The organism is Streptomyces sp. NPDC050732 (assembly GCF_040654255.1).
Classification (GTDB): Bacteria; Actinomycetota; Actinomycetes; order Streptomycetales; family Streptomycetaceae; genus Streptomyces.
Window position 1 is genome coordinate 52850 of record NZ_JBFAHP010000002.1, and the last position, 16537, is coordinate 69386.

Annotated in this window: 16 protein-coding genes; 9 read left to right on the forward strand and 7 right to left on the reverse strand. The window is 73.7% G+C overall.

Annotation, left to right across the window (positions count from 1 at the left end; all coding sequences use genetic code 11):
• Positions 1 to 26: 26 nt before the first annotated feature.
• The 5 genes from AB0H82_RS02190 to AB0H82_RS02210 all read right to left on the reverse strand — a co-directional run bounded on the left by AB0H82_RS02190 (position 27) and on the right by AB0H82_RS02210 (position 2840).
• Positions 27 to 701 carry a vitamin K epoxide reductase family protein gene (locus AB0H82_RS02190; protein ID WP_362987838.1) on the reverse strand — a complete coding sequence of 225 codons (675 nt, stop codon included), beginning with the start codon at positions 699 to 701 and terminating at the stop codon, positions 27 to 29.
• Complete coding sequence (locus AB0H82_RS02195) at positions 701 to 1201, reverse strand: DUF5949 family protein (protein WP_362987840.1); 501 nt, start codon at positions 1199 to 1201, stop codon at positions 701 to 703. The genes AB0H82_RS02190 and AB0H82_RS02195 overlap by 1 nt, the downstream gene beginning before the upstream one ends.
• 247 nt (positions 1202 to 1448) lie before the next feature.
• A complete protein-coding gene (locus tag AB0H82_RS02200; RefSeq protein WP_362988291.1) occupies positions 1449 to 1727 on the reverse strand; it encodes a hypothetical protein in 279 nt (92 codons plus the stop codon).
• Positions 1728 to 1943: 216 nt separating this feature from the next.
• Positions 1944 to 2306 carry a hypothetical protein gene (locus AB0H82_RS02205; protein WP_362987841.1) on the reverse strand — a complete coding sequence of 121 codons (363 nt, stop codon included), beginning with the start codon at positions 2304 to 2306 and terminating at the stop codon, positions 1944 to 1946.
• A 294-nt stretch (positions 2307 to 2600) separates the two neighbouring features.
• A complete protein-coding gene (locus AB0H82_RS02210) occupies positions 2601 to 2840 on the reverse strand; it encodes a chaplin (RefSeq protein ID WP_150217197.1) in 240 nt (79 codons plus the stop codon).
• Positions 2841 to 3226: 386 nt separating this feature from the next.
• Here AB0H82_RS02210 and AB0H82_RS02215 point away from each other — a divergent pair, with 386 nt between their 5' ends.
• From AB0H82_RS02215 to AB0H82_RS02250, 8 genes are all read left to right on the forward strand, one after another.
• Complete coding sequence (locus tag AB0H82_RS02215) at positions 3227 to 4360, forward strand: glycosyltransferase (RefSeq protein ID WP_362987843.1); 1134 nt, start codon at positions 3227 to 3229, stop codon at positions 4358 to 4360.
• A complete protein-coding gene (locus AB0H82_RS02220; protein WP_362987845.1) occupies positions 4357 to 5859 on the forward strand; it encodes an exopolysaccharide biosynthesis polyprenyl glycosylphosphotransferase in 1503 nt (500 codons plus the stop codon). Before AB0H82_RS02215 ends, AB0H82_RS02220 begins: the two co-directional genes overlap by 4 nt.
• A 53-nt stretch (positions 5860 to 5912) precedes the next feature.
• Complete coding sequence (locus tag AB0H82_RS02225) at positions 5913 to 7259, forward strand: O-antigen ligase family protein (protein WP_362988293.1); 1347 nt, start codon at positions 5913 to 5915, stop codon at positions 7257 to 7259.
• Positions 7259 to 8896, forward strand: a complete 1638-nt coding sequence (locus tag AB0H82_RS02230; RefSeq protein WP_362987847.1) for a lipid II flippase MurJ — start codon at positions 7259 to 7261, stop codon at positions 8894 to 8896. The genes AB0H82_RS02225 and AB0H82_RS02230 overlap by 1 nt, the downstream gene beginning before the upstream one ends.
• 76 nt (positions 8897 to 8972) lie before the next feature.
• Positions 8973 to 9674, forward strand: coding sequence for a polysaccharide deacetylase family protein (locus AB0H82_RS02235; RefSeq protein WP_362988295.1), 702 nt, complete (start codon positions 8973 to 8975; stop codon positions 9672 to 9674).
• The gene (locus tag AB0H82_RS02240) at positions 9671 to 10795 is read left to right on the forward strand and encodes a glycosyltransferase (protein WP_362987849.1); all 1125 of its coding nucleotides are present in this window, start codon (positions 9671 to 9673) and stop codon (positions 10793 to 10795) included. The genes AB0H82_RS02235 and AB0H82_RS02240 overlap by 4 nt, the downstream gene beginning before the upstream one ends.
• A complete protein-coding gene (locus tag AB0H82_RS02245) occupies positions 10792 to 11445 on the forward strand; it encodes a lipopolysaccharide biosynthesis protein (protein ID WP_362987851.1) in 654 nt (217 codons plus the stop codon). Before AB0H82_RS02240 ends, AB0H82_RS02245 begins: the two co-directional genes overlap by 4 nt.
• Positions 11442 to 12605, forward strand: a complete 1164-nt coding sequence (locus AB0H82_RS02250; protein WP_362987852.1) for a GNAT family N-acetyltransferase — start codon at positions 11442 to 11444, stop codon at positions 12603 to 12605. Before AB0H82_RS02245 ends, AB0H82_RS02250 begins: the two co-directional genes overlap by 4 nt.
• A gap of 30 nt (positions 12606 to 12635) precedes the next feature.
• On the opposite strand, the gene AB0H82_RS02255 is transcribed toward AB0H82_RS02250, so the two are convergent.
• Positions 12636 to 13724, reverse strand: a complete 1089-nt coding sequence (locus tag AB0H82_RS02255) for a glycosyl hydrolase (RefSeq protein ID WP_362987854.1) — start codon at positions 13722 to 13724, stop codon at positions 12636 to 12638.
• A gap of 233 nt (positions 13725 to 13957) precedes the next feature.
• Here AB0H82_RS02255 and AB0H82_RS02260 point away from each other — a divergent pair, with 233 nt between their 5' ends.
• Positions 13958 to 15268: an ATP-grasp domain-containing protein gene (locus AB0H82_RS02260; RefSeq protein WP_362987856.1), complete on the forward strand. Its 1311-nt coding sequence runs from the start codon at positions 13958 to 13960 to the stop codon at positions 15266 to 15268.
• Between the two features lie 267 nt (positions 15269 to 15535).
• Here the strand turns inward: AB0H82_RS02260 and AB0H82_RS02265 are convergent, their stop codons facing one another.
• Positions 15536 to 16504: a chaplin gene (locus AB0H82_RS02265; RefSeq protein WP_362987859.1), complete on the reverse strand. Its 969-nt coding sequence runs from the start codon at positions 16502 to 16504 to the stop codon at positions 15536 to 15538.
• Between the last annotated feature and the right edge of the window lie 33 nt (positions 16505 to 16537).

Below are 16537 nucleotides of genomic sequence, written 5' to 3' on the forward strand. Positions count from 1 at the left end.
CTTTCGCCGTGCGGTCCCATCGGTGTTCAGCCGGTCCAGAATTCCCACCAGCGCGTCAGGATCAGCATTCCGACGACGCCCATGTGCGCGGCGGGAAGCAGCCAGGGGAATTCCTCCAGGAAGGTGCGCAGACCGCGCGGGGCGGGCAGGAATCCGGAACGTACATTGTGCGCGGTCACGTACCAGAACATGACGATGGTGGCGGCCCAGGCGAGGCAGCACCACAGGCAGAGGGAATTGATGCGGTAGAGGGACTGGAATTGCAGCCAGCCGCAGAACGCGACACCGAACGCGGTGCCCGCGTGGAAGGTCAGCCAGTACCAGCGGGGGTGGCGGGCGCCGCCGATCAGGCCGGCGCCGACACAGATCACGGCGGCGTACGCGACGAGGCCGAGCAGCGGATTGGGGAAGCCGAAGGCCGCCGCCTGCTCGCTCCTCATGATGTTGCCGCAGGCGACCACCGGGTTGAGGCTGCACCCGGGGACGAAGTCCGGGTCCGCCAGGAGCCTGAACTTGTCGAGGGTGATGACCCACGCGGCGAGCAGCCCCGCCGCGCCGGTGAGCACCAGGAGCAGGCCGAGCCGCCGGCCGCCCCACTGCTCGGGGGCGCCGTCCGGTGCGGGCGTGGTGGCGCGGCCCGCACCGGCTTCGCCGACGGTCTGCGGCGGTACGCGGTGCGGCAGTTCGGTGGTGGGGCGCATCAGCGCAGGCTGCGCGCGGGCAGCAGGCAGTGGGTGGCGTTGAGCAGGGTCTCCTCGGCGGCGGCGAACTCGCGGAGGCTGTCTTCCGCGACGGGCTCGCCCGGCTTGGCCTCCGGCCACGCGCGCGTGGTGGCGAGGAAGTAGGCGTGTCCACGCTGTTTGACGGCGGCGAGCCACTCCGGCGGCACCACGCACTGCGCGTTCAGGTGGGGCATGGTGACGACGGCCTGGTCGCCCTCGACGAGGAGGCTCACCGGCAGGGAGGGGTTGCGCGCCCCGTCGAGGAGAGGACCGCCGATGGGCAGGCCCGCCTCGTCGAGGACGGTGCGCATCGCTTCGGCGGTGGTCTCCGGGCCGCCCTCCGCGTCACCGAGGGAGTAGGCCAGCAGGAAAGGCATGTCCTTCTCCTCCTCGGGGTGCTCGCCGCTCCAGGCGAGAACAGCCAGGGTTCCCAGGTCAGTCTCTTTAAAGGGGCGCTGTTCGCTGGATGTTGAGGTCATGAGGGGAACCGTATAGACGCGGACGGACGGGTCCGGTCCGGTTGTCACCCGTGTGGCCCAACCGGGGCCCGCCATCACACGATGGGGTCACCCGGTCGGCTCCGGTGACGCGCCGAAGGGCCGGTCCGTGGAAGAGGTGACCGGCCCTTGCGCGACCTCGGACGGCGAGGGCACCGCCCGCGGGGATTGCTTCACCCAGTGCGTCCAATTCCGCCGCCCTGCGCGGGAATTGCGAGGCTCTACTTCTCTACTTGGCGAGGGGGAGTCCGCCGAGGAGATCGGTGGGACCGCCGGCGGAGTTCAGGCCTTCCGCGGTGTCCTTGACCGTGTTGATGACGGAGCCCTTGTTCTCGGTGTCGAGGATGTTCGTGCCCACCGGCTTGGTGTCGAGCAGGTTCTGACTGGTGAGGGCGTCGAGCCCGCCGTTCAGGCTGGTGGGCGTCAGGCTGTCGGCGACCGCGGGCGCGGCGGAACCGGCGACGGCGAGCGAACCGGCAAGGACAGCGGCAGCCTTCAGGGCCTTCATCATGTTCCTTTCTTTGGCGACGCGGGTCGCCTTTGGCGAGCACCGTTCAGGCATCGATTGCCTGTCGTCTCTCTTCGCCGGGACTAACGAGCGCGGGCCGGTACGGAAACCCCTGGCCCTGAAACTTCCGGGGGCCCACTCGAATGAAGGCCGCGCCCATCCTCATATCAACCGGCTGTTTCGAAACGACGGTCGGCCGCCGGAAAGGAGGCCCGCTCAGGCCGCCGGGACCTGCGGCAGTGTGGTTCCGGCGGGCGCCTTGGGCTGGCTGCCGCCCAGCAGGGAGAGGACGGTGTTGAGCAGGCCGGTGAGGACCTGCGGGACCCCTCCGAGCACGTCCTTCTGGTCGCCCTCGTTGCCCTCGTTGCCCTTCAGCAGATCGTCGACCGCCGTCTGCGGCTCGGCCGGGGCGTCACCGTCGGGCTCCGGTGCCTTGACGGGCGACGCGGAGACGGCCTCGATCGCGTCGCGGGTGGGGTCCGCGTCCCCCTGGGAGGCGAAGGCCGGGCCGGCCGTGCCGAGGAGCAGCGTCACGCACAGGGTGGTGGTCGCGAGGCGCCGTACGGGCAGAGCGCGCATAGGTGTTTCCCTTCCGGTGATGCGTCGGATCTTGTGATCACCGTGGGAGCGGCGCACGCCGCCCGCAACCGAGCGGCCGCGCGACGTCCTGGCCTTTCCCCGTGCGTGCGGGCATCCCCGCAGGTGGGGGCCGAGGTGACGGTCGGTCGGCAGCGGGCGGGAGCACACTCCATTCGGGGCACGCCCGGCACCACCGCGGCGACCCGGCACCACCGCGGTGAACGGAGACCGGCCGGACACGCGGAGCGGCCGCCCCCGCTTCCACGGGGACGGCCGCTCAGGTCAGACGGTGCGTCAGTCGTTGGCGCACTGGTTGCCGAACGCCGGGTTCAGCAGACCGATGACGTTGACGCTGTTGCCGCACACGTTGACGGGCACGTGGATCGGAACCTGCGCGTTGTTGCCCGAGATGACGCCGGGGGAGTTGGTGGCGGCGCCCTGCGCGCCGGAGTCGGCGGCAGCGACACCCGCGGATCCCGCCACGGCTGCGGCGGCGACGGCGGACAGGGCGAGAGCCTTGGTGGTACGCGACATGGGGTGCTGCTCCTTGGTGATGATGCGACGTACGGGCGGGATGCCCGTCTGGAGGGATCAACTGCCGACCTCGACGCCGAGTTGTGCGCCCAGACGGGTGATACGCGGCGGAATTCGTTGCCGTGACGGCGGAGCGGGTCCGTCGCGGCGGCGGGAACCTCCGCTGCTCCGTACTGCCACCGGCCATGCGTTCGGGTGCCGGCCGCGCCTCTCTTCACCAATCCGACACACGTACCGAGGTTGACGGAGCGGCCCACTTCAGCGGCTACAGTTGCGCTTCCCTTTAGGGCATTCCACCCATACGCGTTCAGATTCGTACATTCACCGCGCATCACCCCATGTCCGCTGTGGTTCAGAGTTCTCACACTCGGAAGGCCAACGCCGTCATGCGTCACTCAGGAGTGCTGAGGGAAGCCGCAACGGTCCTGCACATCAGCCAGCCGGTGGACGGCGGCGTGGCACGGGTCGTCGTCGACCTGGCCACGGCACAGGCCGCGGCCGGTACGGACGTCCACGTGGCCTGCCCCCAGGAGGGCTTCCTGCCCCGGGCGCTGGGCGCCGCCGGCATCCGCGTCCACCCCTGGGCGGCGACCCGCTCCCCCGGCCCCCGCCTCCGCGCCGAGACGAGGGACCTCAAGCGCGTCATCGACGCGGCGGCACCCGCGCTCGTCCACGCGCACAGCGCCAAGGCCGGGCTCGCCGCGCGGCTCGCGCTGCGCGGCAGCGTCCCCACGGTGTTCCAGCCGCACGCCTGGTCCTTCGAGGCGGTCGGCGGCCCCACCGCGCTCCTGGCCCGGCTCTGGGAGCGCCATGCGGCCCGCTGGACGACCCGCACCGTCTGCGTCAGCGAGGCCGAGCTCGCCACCGGCCGCCGGGCCGGCGTCGGCGGCTCCTGCTCGGTGGTCCCCAACGGCGTGGACACCGCCCGGTTCGCGCCCGACGGACAGGGCCCCGCACGCGTGCCCCTCGTGGTGTGCGTCGGGCGGATCTGCCGGCAGAAGGGGCAGGACGTGCTGCTGCGCGCCTGGCCCGCGGTGGCCGCGCGGGTGCCCGGGGCCCGGCTCGTGCTGGTCGGGGACGGGCCGGACGCGGAGCGGCTGCGGGAGCGGGCCGGGCCGCGGGTGGCGTTCGTCGGGGCGGCGGCCGACGCCGCGCCCTGGTACCGGGCGGCCGACGTCGTCGTCCTGCCGTCCCGCTGGGAGGGCATGGCGCTGGCCCCGCTCGAAGCCATGGCCTGTGCCCGTCCCGTCGTGGTCACCGACGTGGACGGGGCCAGGGAGAGCCTGCCGCGGGACCACCACCCGTACGCCCTCGTACCGCCGGAGGACCCCGAAGCACTGGCACGCGCGCTCATCGCGCTCCTGCGGGACGGAGAACTGCGTGACGCGCTGGGGCGGCGGGGCCGCCGGCACGTACTGGACCACCACGACGCACGGCGTGCCGCGGCCGCGATCGACGCGGTGTACGGCGAGCTTCTGGGCACGGCGCCCACCGAACGCAGGGAGTGCACCACCACGTGAGTGCGGAACGGACCGTTGCCTCCTCATCGGCTCAGCCACGGCAGGACACCCAGGCCCCGCCCGGAACCTTCGTCGTCGCACCACGCGAGGCGACGGCCCGCCGCGCCGGGGCGTCGGCCCGGCGGCCCGCCCGCACGCGGCGCTCGGCCGCCGCGCCGGTGGCCGCCGACTGCGTGGCGGCCCTCCTCGGCCTGCTGCTGCTCGACGACCCGCGGCAACAGGCCGTACTGGCACCCCTGCTCGTGGCGGGCGTGCTGATCCTGAACGCGCGGGGGCGCCTGTACGAGTACGCCGCACTCCCCGACACGCTCGGCCAGGTGCCGTCGCTCACCGGGCGGATCGCCCTCGCCTGGTCCCTCACCGCGGTCCTCGCCCCCGCGCTGCCCTGGGCGCAGCCGCTCCCCCTCCGCACGCTGCTCGGCATGGCCGCGGCGCAGGCCCTGTTGAGCTGCTGCGGGCGCGCGCTCGTCCACCGGCGGCGGCGGGCCGCCACCCTGCGCAGGCCGAGCCCGGTCCTGGTGGTCGGGCCCGGCGACCGGGCGCGCGGGGTGGCCGCGGCGCTGCTGCGGCGCCCCGGCTGCGGCGTGCGGCCCGTCGGCATCGTGAGCGAGACGGCGGAACCGCCACCGCAGGACGAAGCCGGCGGTGCCGGGACGGCGGCGGAGCAGGGGCCCGAACTGCCGGTGCTCTGCACGGAGGACGAACTCCACCGGGCGGTGATCCAGAACGACGTCCGGGCCGTGTTCCTCCTCGCCGGACGCGGCGAGGAGCCCGCCGGGCGGCTGCCGGCCCTGCACGGTCTGGGCTGTGACCTGTGGGAGCTCGACCCGCACTGCTCGGGCGCCGGGCGCGGGCCGGACGGGTCCCGGCAGTACGTGGCCGGGTTCGCCTGCCGGCCCCTGACGCCTGCCGGATCCCCGGGGCCCGAGGCCGGCAAGCGGCTGCTGGACATCGCGGTGTCGGGCGTCCTGCTGCTCGCGGCCGCGCCGGTCCTCGCGGTCTGCGCCCTGGTGCTGCGGGCCGTGGAGGGCCCCGGCGTGATCTTCCGGCAGGAGCGCGTCGGCAAGGACGGGCGGCTGTTCACCCTGTTGAAGTTCCGCACCCACCGCCCCGCCGACCAGCAGGAGGCGGCGACCCGGTGGAGCGTCGCCGACGAGCACCGCATGAGCGCGTTCTGCCGGTTCCTGCGGGGCACCTCGCTGGACGAGCTGCCCCAGCTGTGGAACGTGCTCAGGGGCGACATGAGCCTCGTCGGACCGCGGCCCGAACGGCCCTTCTTCGTCGCGCAGTTCAGCCAGGCCTACCCCGACTACGCCCACCGGCACCGCATGCCGACCGGCATCACGGGCCTCGCCCAGATCCACGGCCTGCGCGGCGACACCTCCATCGAGGACCGGTGCCGCTTCGACAACGCCTACATCGACAGCTGGTCGTTCTGGCAGGACCTGTGCATTCTGCTGCGGACCGTCGGCTGCCTCGTACGCCGCACGGGGAGCTGAGCGCGGTGAACCACCTGTCGACCGCCCTGCCGCGCGGGGCCCGCCCGCACGACGTGGCGCTGTCCGAGCTGAGGCGGAGCGCTCCGGTCCTGCCGGTGGTGCTCCTGATCGCCCTCCTCGCGCTGCCGGTGCCCGCCGAGGGCGCCGCGTCCGGAGGCGGCGGAGGTGGCGGGGGCGGGGGCGGCACCGGCACCCTCGCGGACGCGGTGTCCGCCCTCGTCGTCGGCTTCTGCGTCGTACGCGCCGTGCGGGCCCGGCGGCGCCCGCTGACCCGTACCGCCGCGGTGCTCCTCGGGCTGCCGGTCGTCGGCATCACCGTGGCCGCCTTCGGCGCCTCGTCCGCCGCGACCGGTGTCGCCGGGGCCGCGCGCTATCTGCAGGTCTTCGTCCTGGTGCCGGCCGCCGTGCTGCTGCTGATCCGCGACGCCCACCACTTCCGCCTCCTCGCCTGGTCGTTCGTGGCGCTCGGGCTGTGGCAGGGCGTCATCGGCGTCCACCAGAACCTGACCGGCACCGGCGCCTCGTACATGGGCGAGGACATCCGCGCGGTGGGCACGTTCGGCTCCACGGACGTCATGGGAATGGCCACCGTCGTCTCGTACGGACTCGTCTGCGCGCTCGCGCTGGCCTTCCGGCCCCGCTCGCCGCGCCAACGCTCCGCCGCGGTGGTCTGCGCCGCCCTGCTGACCGTGCCGCTCGCCCTGTCCTTCAGCCGTGGCGCGTGGATCGCCGCCGCGGTGGCCTGCACCGGGGTGCTGCTGCTCGCCGGGGTGCGCCGGGCGGGCCGGGTCCTGCTGGCCGCCGGTGCCGCCGCCGTGGTCCTGGTGGCGGGCCTCGGGGTGGGCTCCGCGATGCTCCAGGAACGCCTCAGCAGCATCACCCAGGTCACCGGCACACCCGACCAGTCGGTCACCGACCGCTACACGATGTGGGCCGCCTCGGTCGACATGTGGCGGGAGCGCCCCGTGACCGGCGTCGGCCTGAAGGGGTTCCCCGACCACCGCGACAGCCACGCCTCGCTGGCCCTGTCCGCCGCCAGCGACACCGCGGGGGCGGGCAGCGGTTTCGTCCGCCAGCCCCTGCTGTCCCCGCACAACATGTATCTGCTGGTGCTCGGCGAACAGGGACTGCTCGGCCTCACCGCGCTGGCCGGCGGCTGGGCGGCGCTCGCGGTGTGCGCGGTGCGCCGGTGGCGGCGGCAGCGGGCCGGGCGAAACGGCCCCGGCGGCCCGGAACTCGACTGTGCGCTGGTCGCCTGCGGGCTGCTGGCCTGGCAGCTGACCGACTTCGTGTACGCCGACATCGGCGGCCCCTCCACCGTCCTGACCGGCGTCGCCTTCGGCCTCGCGGCCTGGTGGGCGGTCGGCTCCCACGGGCGGCCCGAAGCGGGAGGTGCCTGATGACGGCCGTGCCGGCGCCGGTCGCCACGGTTTCCGACAGCCCCGGTGGCTCCGGCGGCGCCCCGGACACGGGCGGGAGGACCGGCGGGTCGTTCCTCGCCAAGGCCGCGCTCGTCACGGCCCTGCTCTCCGTCGCCGGTTCGCTCCTCGGACTCGTACGCGACCAGGCGCTCGCGCACTTCTTCGGCGCCGGTACCGACACCGACGCCTTCCTGGTGGCGTGGACGGTCCCCGAGGTGGCCGCGACGCTGCTCATCGAGGACGGCCTCGCCTTCTTCCTCGTACCCGCGTTCAGCCTGGCCCTCGCGCGCCGCGCGGACAGCCCGTCCGCCGACCCGGTCCAGGAGCTCGTACGGGCGTCGCTGCCGCGGATGGCCCTGTGGTTCACGGGCACCGCCGCGCTGCTGATCGCCGCGGCCCCGTACCTGGTCGCCGTGCTGGCCCCCGGGCTGCCCGACCCGCAGCTGGCCGTCGACTGCACCCGGCTGACCGCCACCTGCGCCCTGACCTTCGGCCTCACCGGATACTGCAGCGCGGCGCTGCGGGCGCACCAGCGGTTCGTCGCGCCCGCGACGGTGTACGTCGCCTACAACGCGGCCATCATCGCGGCCCTGTTCGCGCTGGCGGTGCCGCTCGGGGTACGGGCCGCGGCGGCGGGCGTGGCCGTGGGGGGCGTCCTCATGGTCGTCGTACAGGCGCCCTCGCTGTGGCGGCAGCTGCGGCGCCCGTACCGTCCCGGGCCCGCGACCACGAGCGGGCCCGGGTCCGAGCCCGCCAAGGTCCTCCAGACCGCCATCATCTGGACCGTCCTGCTGTTCGCACTGTGCCGTCAGTCGCAGGTCCTCATCGAGCGGTTCCTCGCCTCGTCGCTGCCCGCCGGGGCCATCTCGCATCTGAACTACGCGCAGAAGGTCGCGCAGATGCCGATGGCCCTGTCCCTCATGATCTGCACGGTCACCTTCCCCGTGGTCGCCCGGGCCCTGGCCATGGGCGAGAAGGAGCGGGCCCGCGACCGCGTCGAGCGCGATGTCGTCCTGGCCGGGTGCGTGGTGCTCGTGGGCGCGGCGGCCGTCGTCGCCGCCGCGCACCCGCTCATCGAACTGCTCTTCCAGCGCGGCGCCTTCACCTCCCGCGACACGGCCACCACCGCCTCGGTCATGCGGGTCTACGCGCTGGGCCTGCTCGGCCACACGCTGGTGGGCGCGCTGGCCCGGGCGCACTTCTCCGTGGCCCGCACCACCTGGATCCCGCTCTTCGCCATGTTCGTCGGCGTCGTCACCACCGCGGGGATCGGCTTCCTGACCGTCGGCACGTGGGGCGTCCACGGGATCGCCGGGGCCAACGCGACCGGCATCTGCGTCAGCGCCCTGCTCCTGCTGCGCGGCCTCGGCCCGCACACCGTGCCGGTCAGGACGCGGGCCGTCCTCGGGCAGCTCGGCCGGCTGACGCTCGCCGCCGGGGGCTCCGCGCTGCTCGGCGCGGTGGTCGCGGAGGGCGTGGCGCGGCCCGCCCTTGCCGTCCTCGCGAGCTTCACCGCGGTGACCGTCTCCTTCGTGCTCCTCGGCCTGCTCCTGGGGGTGCGGCCCTGGACCACCGTCCTTCGCTCCGTCGGCAGAAAGCTGCGTCATGTCCGTTGACCTCACTCCGCCCGCGCCGTCCGGTACGGAGCCCTTCCTGCGGCTGCGGCCGCCGCGCAACCCGGCGTGGGTGGCGATGTACCACTCCGTCGCCGACCCGTCCGACGACCCGTACGAGATCACCGTCGCGCCGGACCGGCTGGCCGAGCAGCTGCGGTGGATGCGGCGCCAGGGGCTGCGCGGCGTGTCGATGACGCACCTGCTGGAGGCGTGCGCGCGGGGCCGGGAGCACAACCTCGTGGGCCTCACCTTCGACGACGGCTACCACGACTTCGTCGAGCACGCGCTGCCGCTGCTTCGGCAGTACGAGTGCACCGCGACCCTGTTCGTCCTGCCCGGCCGGCTCGACGGCGACAACGCCTGGGACCCGCTCGGCCCGCGCAAACCGCTCCTCGGCGCCGAGGGCATCCGGCACGCGGCCGAGTGCGGCGTGGAGATCGGCTCGCACGGGCTGACCCACGTCGACCTGACCGCCGCCGACGACGGGCTGCTGCGCCGCGAGGTGAGCGACAGCCGCGCGGCGCTGCGCGACCTGACGGGCGGCGAGGTGCGGGGCTTCTGCTACCCCTACGGCCACGTCGACGAGCGCGTCGTGGCCGCGGTGCGGGAGGCCGGGTACGCGTACGGGTGCGCGATCGCGCCGGGAGCGCTCGCCGGGACGTACGCCCTGCCGCGCGTCCACGTCGGCCAGGGCGACACGGCCTGGCGCCTGCGGCTGAAGCTGCGCACGAACCGGCTGCGGCGCCGCGCGCTCGACGGCTCGGCGGTGGCGGAATGAAGGTACTGCACATCATCACCGGACTCGGAGTGGGCGGCGCCGAGCAACAACTGCGCCTGCTCCTGCGCCACTTGCCCACGTCCAGCGACGTGGTCACGCTGACCAACGCGGGCACCGTCGCCCAGGGCATCGAGGCCGACGGAACCCGCGTCACCGACCTGGGCATGGCCGGCAACCGCGATGTGGCGGCGCTGCCGCGGCTGACCCGGCTGATCCGTGTCGGCCGGTACGACCTGGTGCACACCCACCTGTACCGCGCCTGCCTGTACGGGCGCGTCGCGGCCCGCATGGCGGGGGTGCGCGCGGTGGTGGCCACCGAACACTCCCTGGGCGACTCGCAGATGGAGGGGCGGCCGCTGACGCCGGGGGTGCGCGCGCTGTATCTGGCCGGGGAGCGGCTCGGCCGCGTGACGGTGGCCGTCTCCCCCGCCGTGGGGGCGCGGTTGCACCGGTGGGGCGTGCCGCGGCAGCGCATCCGGGTCGTGCCGAACGGCATCGAGGTCGAGCGCTTCCGGTTCGACCCGGATGCCCGCGCCCGCACGCGCGCCCGACTGGACCTGCGTGGACACGAGTTCGTCGTCGGCGGCGTGGGGCGGCTGACCCCCGGCAAACGCTTCGACGTCCTGCTGGAGGCCGCCGCCCGGCTGCCCGAGGACGTCGTCGTCGTACTGGTGGGGAGCGGCCCTCAGGAGGAGGGGCTCCGGCGGCTCGCGCACCGGCTCGGCCTCGCCGGGCGGGTGCGGTTCACCGGTGAGTCCACCCACGACCCGGGCGGCCTGCCCGCGCTGCTCTCCGCCATGGATGTCCTCGCCTCCCCCTCCCCCGAGGAGGCCTTCGGCCTGGCGCTCGTCGAGGGCCTGGCCGCCGGGCTCCCCGTGCTCTACGCGTCCTGCCCCGCAGTCGAAGGCCTCGGCGCCGGCGAGCGGACCGGCGCCGCCTACTGCCCGAGCGACCCGGACTCCTTCGCGCGGGCCCTGCACGGCCTGCGCGGCGACGTCCCGCCGCACCGCGAGGCACCGGCGGCGGTGCGCCACTACAGCATCACCCGAAGCGCCGGCCAACTGATGGACGTCTACACGTCAGCTGCAGCCGGCCCGACCCTGGAGGTGACCCCTCGATGAGTGACTCCGTGAAAGCGCACGCGCGCACCGGACCCCTGCGGGCCCGCCTCGCCCGGCTGCCCCGCTGGTCGGCCCTGCCCGCCTGCGCGGTCCTCGGCGCCCTCGTCGGCACCGGGTACGGCGTCCTGCAGACCCCGGAGTACACGGCCACGAGTTACGTCGTCGCCGTCCCGCAGGCGAAGGCGGACCCGGCCACGGCACTCGGTTTCGCGCAGGCGTACGGCCGGGTGGCGACGCAGCTCGCCGTGCTGGGCGACGCGCAGGTGGCGGCGGGCATGTCGGCCACGGAGCTGCGGGACAGGGTGCGGGTGGCCACGTCCCCCGACGCGCCGATGATCGCGGTCTCGGCCACCACCGAGCAGCCCGGCTCCGCCGTCACCGCCGCCGACGCGGTGGCGCGGTCGCTGGCCACGAGCGCCAACCACTCCAAGGGCAGCACCCAGGTCAAGCTGCTGCCGTTCTCCCGCGCCCTGGCACCCGACGCGCCCTCGACGCTCTCCACCGGGGTGACGGCCCTGGTCGGCGCGAGCGCCGGCGGGCTGCTCGGCGGCCTCGCCCTGCTGGTCCGCCCGCGCACGCGAACGGAGGAGGCGGCGGCGGGGGCCTCCGTCCCCGGGCCCGCGTCCGGCCTGGTCCGGAGCGCCCCATGAGTACGGCACCGGCGAGCACGGCGCCGAGCAGCCTGCCCACGGCCGAGCTCTGCGTGGACGAGGACGAGTTCGAGGCGCTGGCCGAACCGTGGGGGCGGCTGCACCGGGCGTGTGCCGCGGCCACGCCGTTCCAGAGCCATGCGTGGCTGGCGTCCTGGTGGCGGTCGTACGGCAGCCGTGGCCGGCTGCGGGTGCTGCTCGTCCACAGCGGCGGGCGGCTGATCGCGGCGGCGCCGCTGATGCGGGTGGACCGGCCGCTCCCGGCGCTGAAGCCGCTGGGCGGCGCGATCTCCGACTTCACCGACGTGCTGCTGGACGACGCGTGCCGGGAGGAGGGGACGGAAGCGCTCCTCTCCGGCCTGTACGCGCTGGCCCGGACCGCGCTGGTCGACTTCGGTGAGGTCAGGCCGGGCGCGTGCGTGGAGAGCCTCTACGAGCGGTGGCCGGGGCCGCGGCGCACGCTGACCGCGTCCGACTGCCTGGAACTTCCCGCGCTTCCGATCGACGGGCTGCTCAAGCGGCTGCCGGCGCCGCGGGCCCAGCGCGCCCGCGCCAAGATCCGCAAGCTGGCGGCGCTGGGGGTGGAGAGCCGGGTCGTGCCCGTCGAGGAGGTGGAGTCCTCGGTGCGGACGCTGCTGCACCTGCACCAACTGCAGTGGCAGGGACGCAAGGTGACCCCCGAGCACCTCCAGCCGCGGTTCCACGAACACCTGCTCCGCTCCATGCGCCCGATGGTCGCGGCGGGCGAGGCCGTGCTGACCGAGTTCCGCCTGGACGGCGAGGTGCTGGCCGCGGACCTGACGCTGCTCTCGGGCACGCTGGCCGGCGGCTATCTGTACGGCGCCCATCCACGGCTCAGGGAACGCAAGGTGGATGTGGCGACGATGCTCCTGGAGGCGTCCACCCGGCACACCGGCGGCGAGCACCCGCGCGCGCTGAGCCTGCTGCGCGGCAACGAACCGTACAAGCACCACTGGCGGCCCGAGCCCGTCACCAACCGGCGCTTCCTGCTGGCCCGCAGGCGCACCGCCCCCCTGGTGCACGCGGTGGCCTGGGGCGCGTCGGGCCGCCAGTGGGCGAAGCGGCGGCTGCGCGAGCGCGCGGGCGACGCGCGTCGCGGTGGCGGTGACGCGCGCCGCGGTGGCGGAGCCCCGTCGTGACGGCCCACGCCACCGCGGCACGGCGGGATGTCAGTCCTTGCCGTCCTTCAGCCAGTCGAAGCGCAGACACAGGCTGCCGCCCAGCCAGTACTCGACCCAGTCGCCGAACTCCACCGGCGAGCAGGCCGGGGGCTTCCCCGGCTCGGGCGGCCGGGCCGGTCCCGGCGGGTTCCCGTCGCGGCCGGAGAGCAGCTCGCGGTAGACCCGTGCCGCGGCGGGGTTGTCCTTGCACTGCCAGACACCGTGCGGGCAGTAGTCGGTGACCGTGTTGTACAGCGGCTTCTTCTCGTCCATCCATTTCAGCATGCGGCGCATGTATTCTTCGTTGTCGCCGTTGCGGAAAAGCCCCCATTCCGGATAAGAGATGGGTTTCTTGTGCTCCGCCGCGAAGTCCACGTGCTGCTGGAGTCCATAGGGCTCTGTGATCTGCTCGTCGAAGGACATTCCCCGCGGCTGGTCGTACGAGTCCATGCCGATGATGTCGACGGTGTCGTCACCGGGATAGCACTCGGTCCAGGGAACGGCGTCCCGCCCCCTGCTGGGGGTGAAGTCGAACTTGAATTTCTGCCCGGGAACGGATCGCATCGTGCTGACGATCCTGTTCCAGTACTTCTTCCAGGACTCCGGGTCCGGACCGCAGCGATGGGTGTAGGTCGTGCCGTTCATCTCCCAGCCGAGCACGACCACCGTGTCGGGCACGCCCAGGTCGACCAGGCGCTCGGCGAGCACTCTGTAGTGGCCGTCGAAGTCGCCCGCGGCGCCCTGTTCGAGCAGCCGGGCCACCTCGCGGTCGTCGACGCCCTCCTCGTTGCGTTCGAGCATCGGGACGTTGAGGACGAAGAGCCTGTCGTCCTTCTCCTTGCGCCACTCCGCCCAGCTCTCCAGGAAGTCGGGGGCTCCCTCGATATTGCTCCAGCGATCACCCGGAAGGTACGTGTGCCCGACCCGCAGCTCGGCGCCGCCGAGCCACTGGCTGAGCTCACCGATGCGCTCGACCCCGCGCGGGCCGTAGTCGAGATACGCGCCGAAGGCGGGGGCCGGGGCCGGGGAAACGGCTTCCGGAGGCTCGCCGTCGCGTACGACACCCACGGTGTGTCCCGGCACGGGGGCCAGGGCCATCGACGAGACGATTCCGGCGGCGATGAAGGCGAGACGTTTACCGCGTCCACGGCGTTTACCACGTCGAAGACGCCCACTGACTCGAAGGCTTTCCGGGGCGTGTACGCCCATACCTGCTCCTCGTTTTCGGCCTCACTCCACTGACACTCCGTCATATGTATTTCTATTGCGCCAATCGTGTTTCTAATCCCGTATTCCGCCACATCGCCCGCATGGGCGATCGACAAGCGAGGATGACGTTGCAGCCTCTGGACACCCGCATTCCTGCGGTCCTGTTGCGGATCGACAGGAATCCCTTCCACCACGGAACGCTGGGTGCCGTGCGCTCCCTGGGCCGCGCCGGAATCGAGGTCCATCTGGTGGCCGACGACCGCGGAAGCCCCGTGCGGCGATCCCGCTATCTGCACCGGATGCACGCGCCGCCCGCCCCGGGAGCGTCACTCGCCGAGGTGGCCACCGTGCTGCGGCGGGTCTCGCACCGGCTCACAGGACCTGCCGTGCTGATCCCCCTCGACGACGCCGGCGCCCTCGCGGTCAGCGCCCTGTACGAGCAGCTCACCGACCGCTTCCTGGTGCCCCGCGTGCCCGGCGCCGTGGCCGAGCGCGTGGCGGACAAGGCGGCTCTCGCCCGGGTCTGCGCCCAGGCGGGCGTGGCGCACCCGACGACCCTGGCCCCGGAGTCCGCCGCCGAGGCCGCCGACGCCGTGGACCTCCTCGGTACCCCCGCCGTGGCGAAGTGGAGCCGCCCCTGGCTGCTGCCCCGCGACACCGGGCTGCGCAGCACCACCGTGCTGGGCTCCCCGCACGAGGCCGCCGCCCTGTTCGAGCGCCGCACCGAGGCCGGCAGCCGCCTCCTCCTCCAGGCCTTCGTGCCCGGGACCCGCGACGCGGACTGGTTCGTGCACGGCTGCGTGGGCCGTGACGGTGTCGTACGCGGCGGTGGTACGGGCCGCAAGCACCTGTCGTGGCCGCGCTCGGCGGGTCTGACGGTGAGCGGCGACTGGACCGCGAACCCCGCGCTCTGGTCCGCGGCCGCGCAGGTCGTGTCGGCCCTGGAGTACCGCGGGATCTTCGACCTGGACTTCCGCAGGGACGCCGCGACCGGCGACTTCCACCTCATCGACTTCAACCCGCGCCCCGGCGCCCAGTTCCGCCTCTTCGCCGACGGCACGGGCACGGACGTGGTGCGCGCCCTGCACCTCGATCTGACCCACCGGCCGGTGCCCGACCCGCAGCCGCTGCACGGCCGCACGTTCGTGGTGGAGAACTACGCCCCTCTGGCGGCACTGCGGACCCTGACCAGGTCCGGTTCCGAGTCTGGGTCCGGGTCCGGGTCCGAACTCGCCTGGCACGCCGCGGACGACCCCGCCCCTGGGGCCTCCCTGCGCCGGCTCTGGCGCCGCCACGTGGTGCGAAGGCTGCGCGACGGCATGGGCCACCGGTCACGCCAACCTCTGACACCCCTGTCGGCTCGGCCGGCGGAACACCCGCCCGCCGTCCTCCCCGCCCAGGCGAACAGAGAGCGAGCCGTCACCGATGCATGACCTGCGTACGACGCGCTGGTTTCGGTGGCTCTCTTATGAGTGACTCAGCGGGCGAACGGGTGAACCGCACTTCCCGCGGGGGTCATCCGGTGATGCACTGAACGGGCTTCACTGGGACAGGCCGGGTCGCTTCCCGCCAGCCGTCGGCTCCTATGCCGTGGGTGAGCGACGCCCCCCGATGGGCAGGCCACGTCTCCACCTCCCTTGCGCCGGCAGGGAAGCGGTTCCGTCTCCGCTTCCCTGCCGGCGTACTGCTGTGTCCGGTGCTCAGCGCCGGGACGAGGCGCCCCTCCGGTACAGGATCGCTCCGCCGAGCAGCAGCCCCGCGCTCGCGCCCGCCGCGCCGAGCAGCGCGGCGTCCGGTCCCGTGGCGGCCAGCAGGTCGTGGGGCGTCTCCGCGGCGGCCGGCCGCCGGGCGTGCCTGCCCTGCGGTACGTGGTGCGGTGCGGAGGCCGACGACACCTCGGGGGGACGCGGGTCCTCATGGTCCGCGGAACCGATGGGGTCCGCGGGGTCGGCGGGGGACGCCGTCCGGGGCCGCGGGACGGGACCGCCCGGTGGGGCGGCGGGCGGCTTTCCGGCGGTCGGCGGCTCGGCGGCGTGCGGGTCCCGGTGGGAGTGGTCGTCGCCGCAGCGGTTGCCCATGACGCCCGAGAGCGCGGCCACGATGCCCACGGAGTTGCCGCAGGCCTGCACCGGTGCGTCGACCGGGGCCTTCGCGTTGTTGCCCGCGCCCACGCCGGGCGACCGCGTGGTGTCGCCCTGGGCCGCGGAGCTGGAGGAGGAGCGGGCCGGAGCTTCGGAGCGGGTGGAGCGGGCGGGACTGTCGGAGCGGGTGGAGCGTGCGGGGCGTGTGGGGCTGCCGGCCGCTTCGGAGTGGGTGCGCGGCGCCGCCTTCGGAGCGCTCTCCACCGGCCGTGAGGGCGCGGAGCGGGGCGCCGCGTGGGAGCCGGAGTGGGAGGAGTGAGAGGAGTGAGAGGAGTGGGAGGAGTGGGAGGAGGAGCCGCAGGTGTTGCCGAAGGCCGGGTTGCCTGCCGCGGTGGCGTTCGCCGAGTTGCCGCACACGTTCACCGGCACTTCCACCGGGGCCTGCACGTTGTTGCCCGACAAGAAGCCGGGCGAGTCCAGCGCCTGCCCGTTCGCTCCGGAAGCGGCGAACGCGTGGGTGCCGGACAGGGACAGGATGCTCGTGGCGGCCGCGGCGGAGAGCATTCCTTTGCTGAGGGCCTGTCGCAATCTAGTGGTCTTTCTCTGTCCGATGGGAAGCCG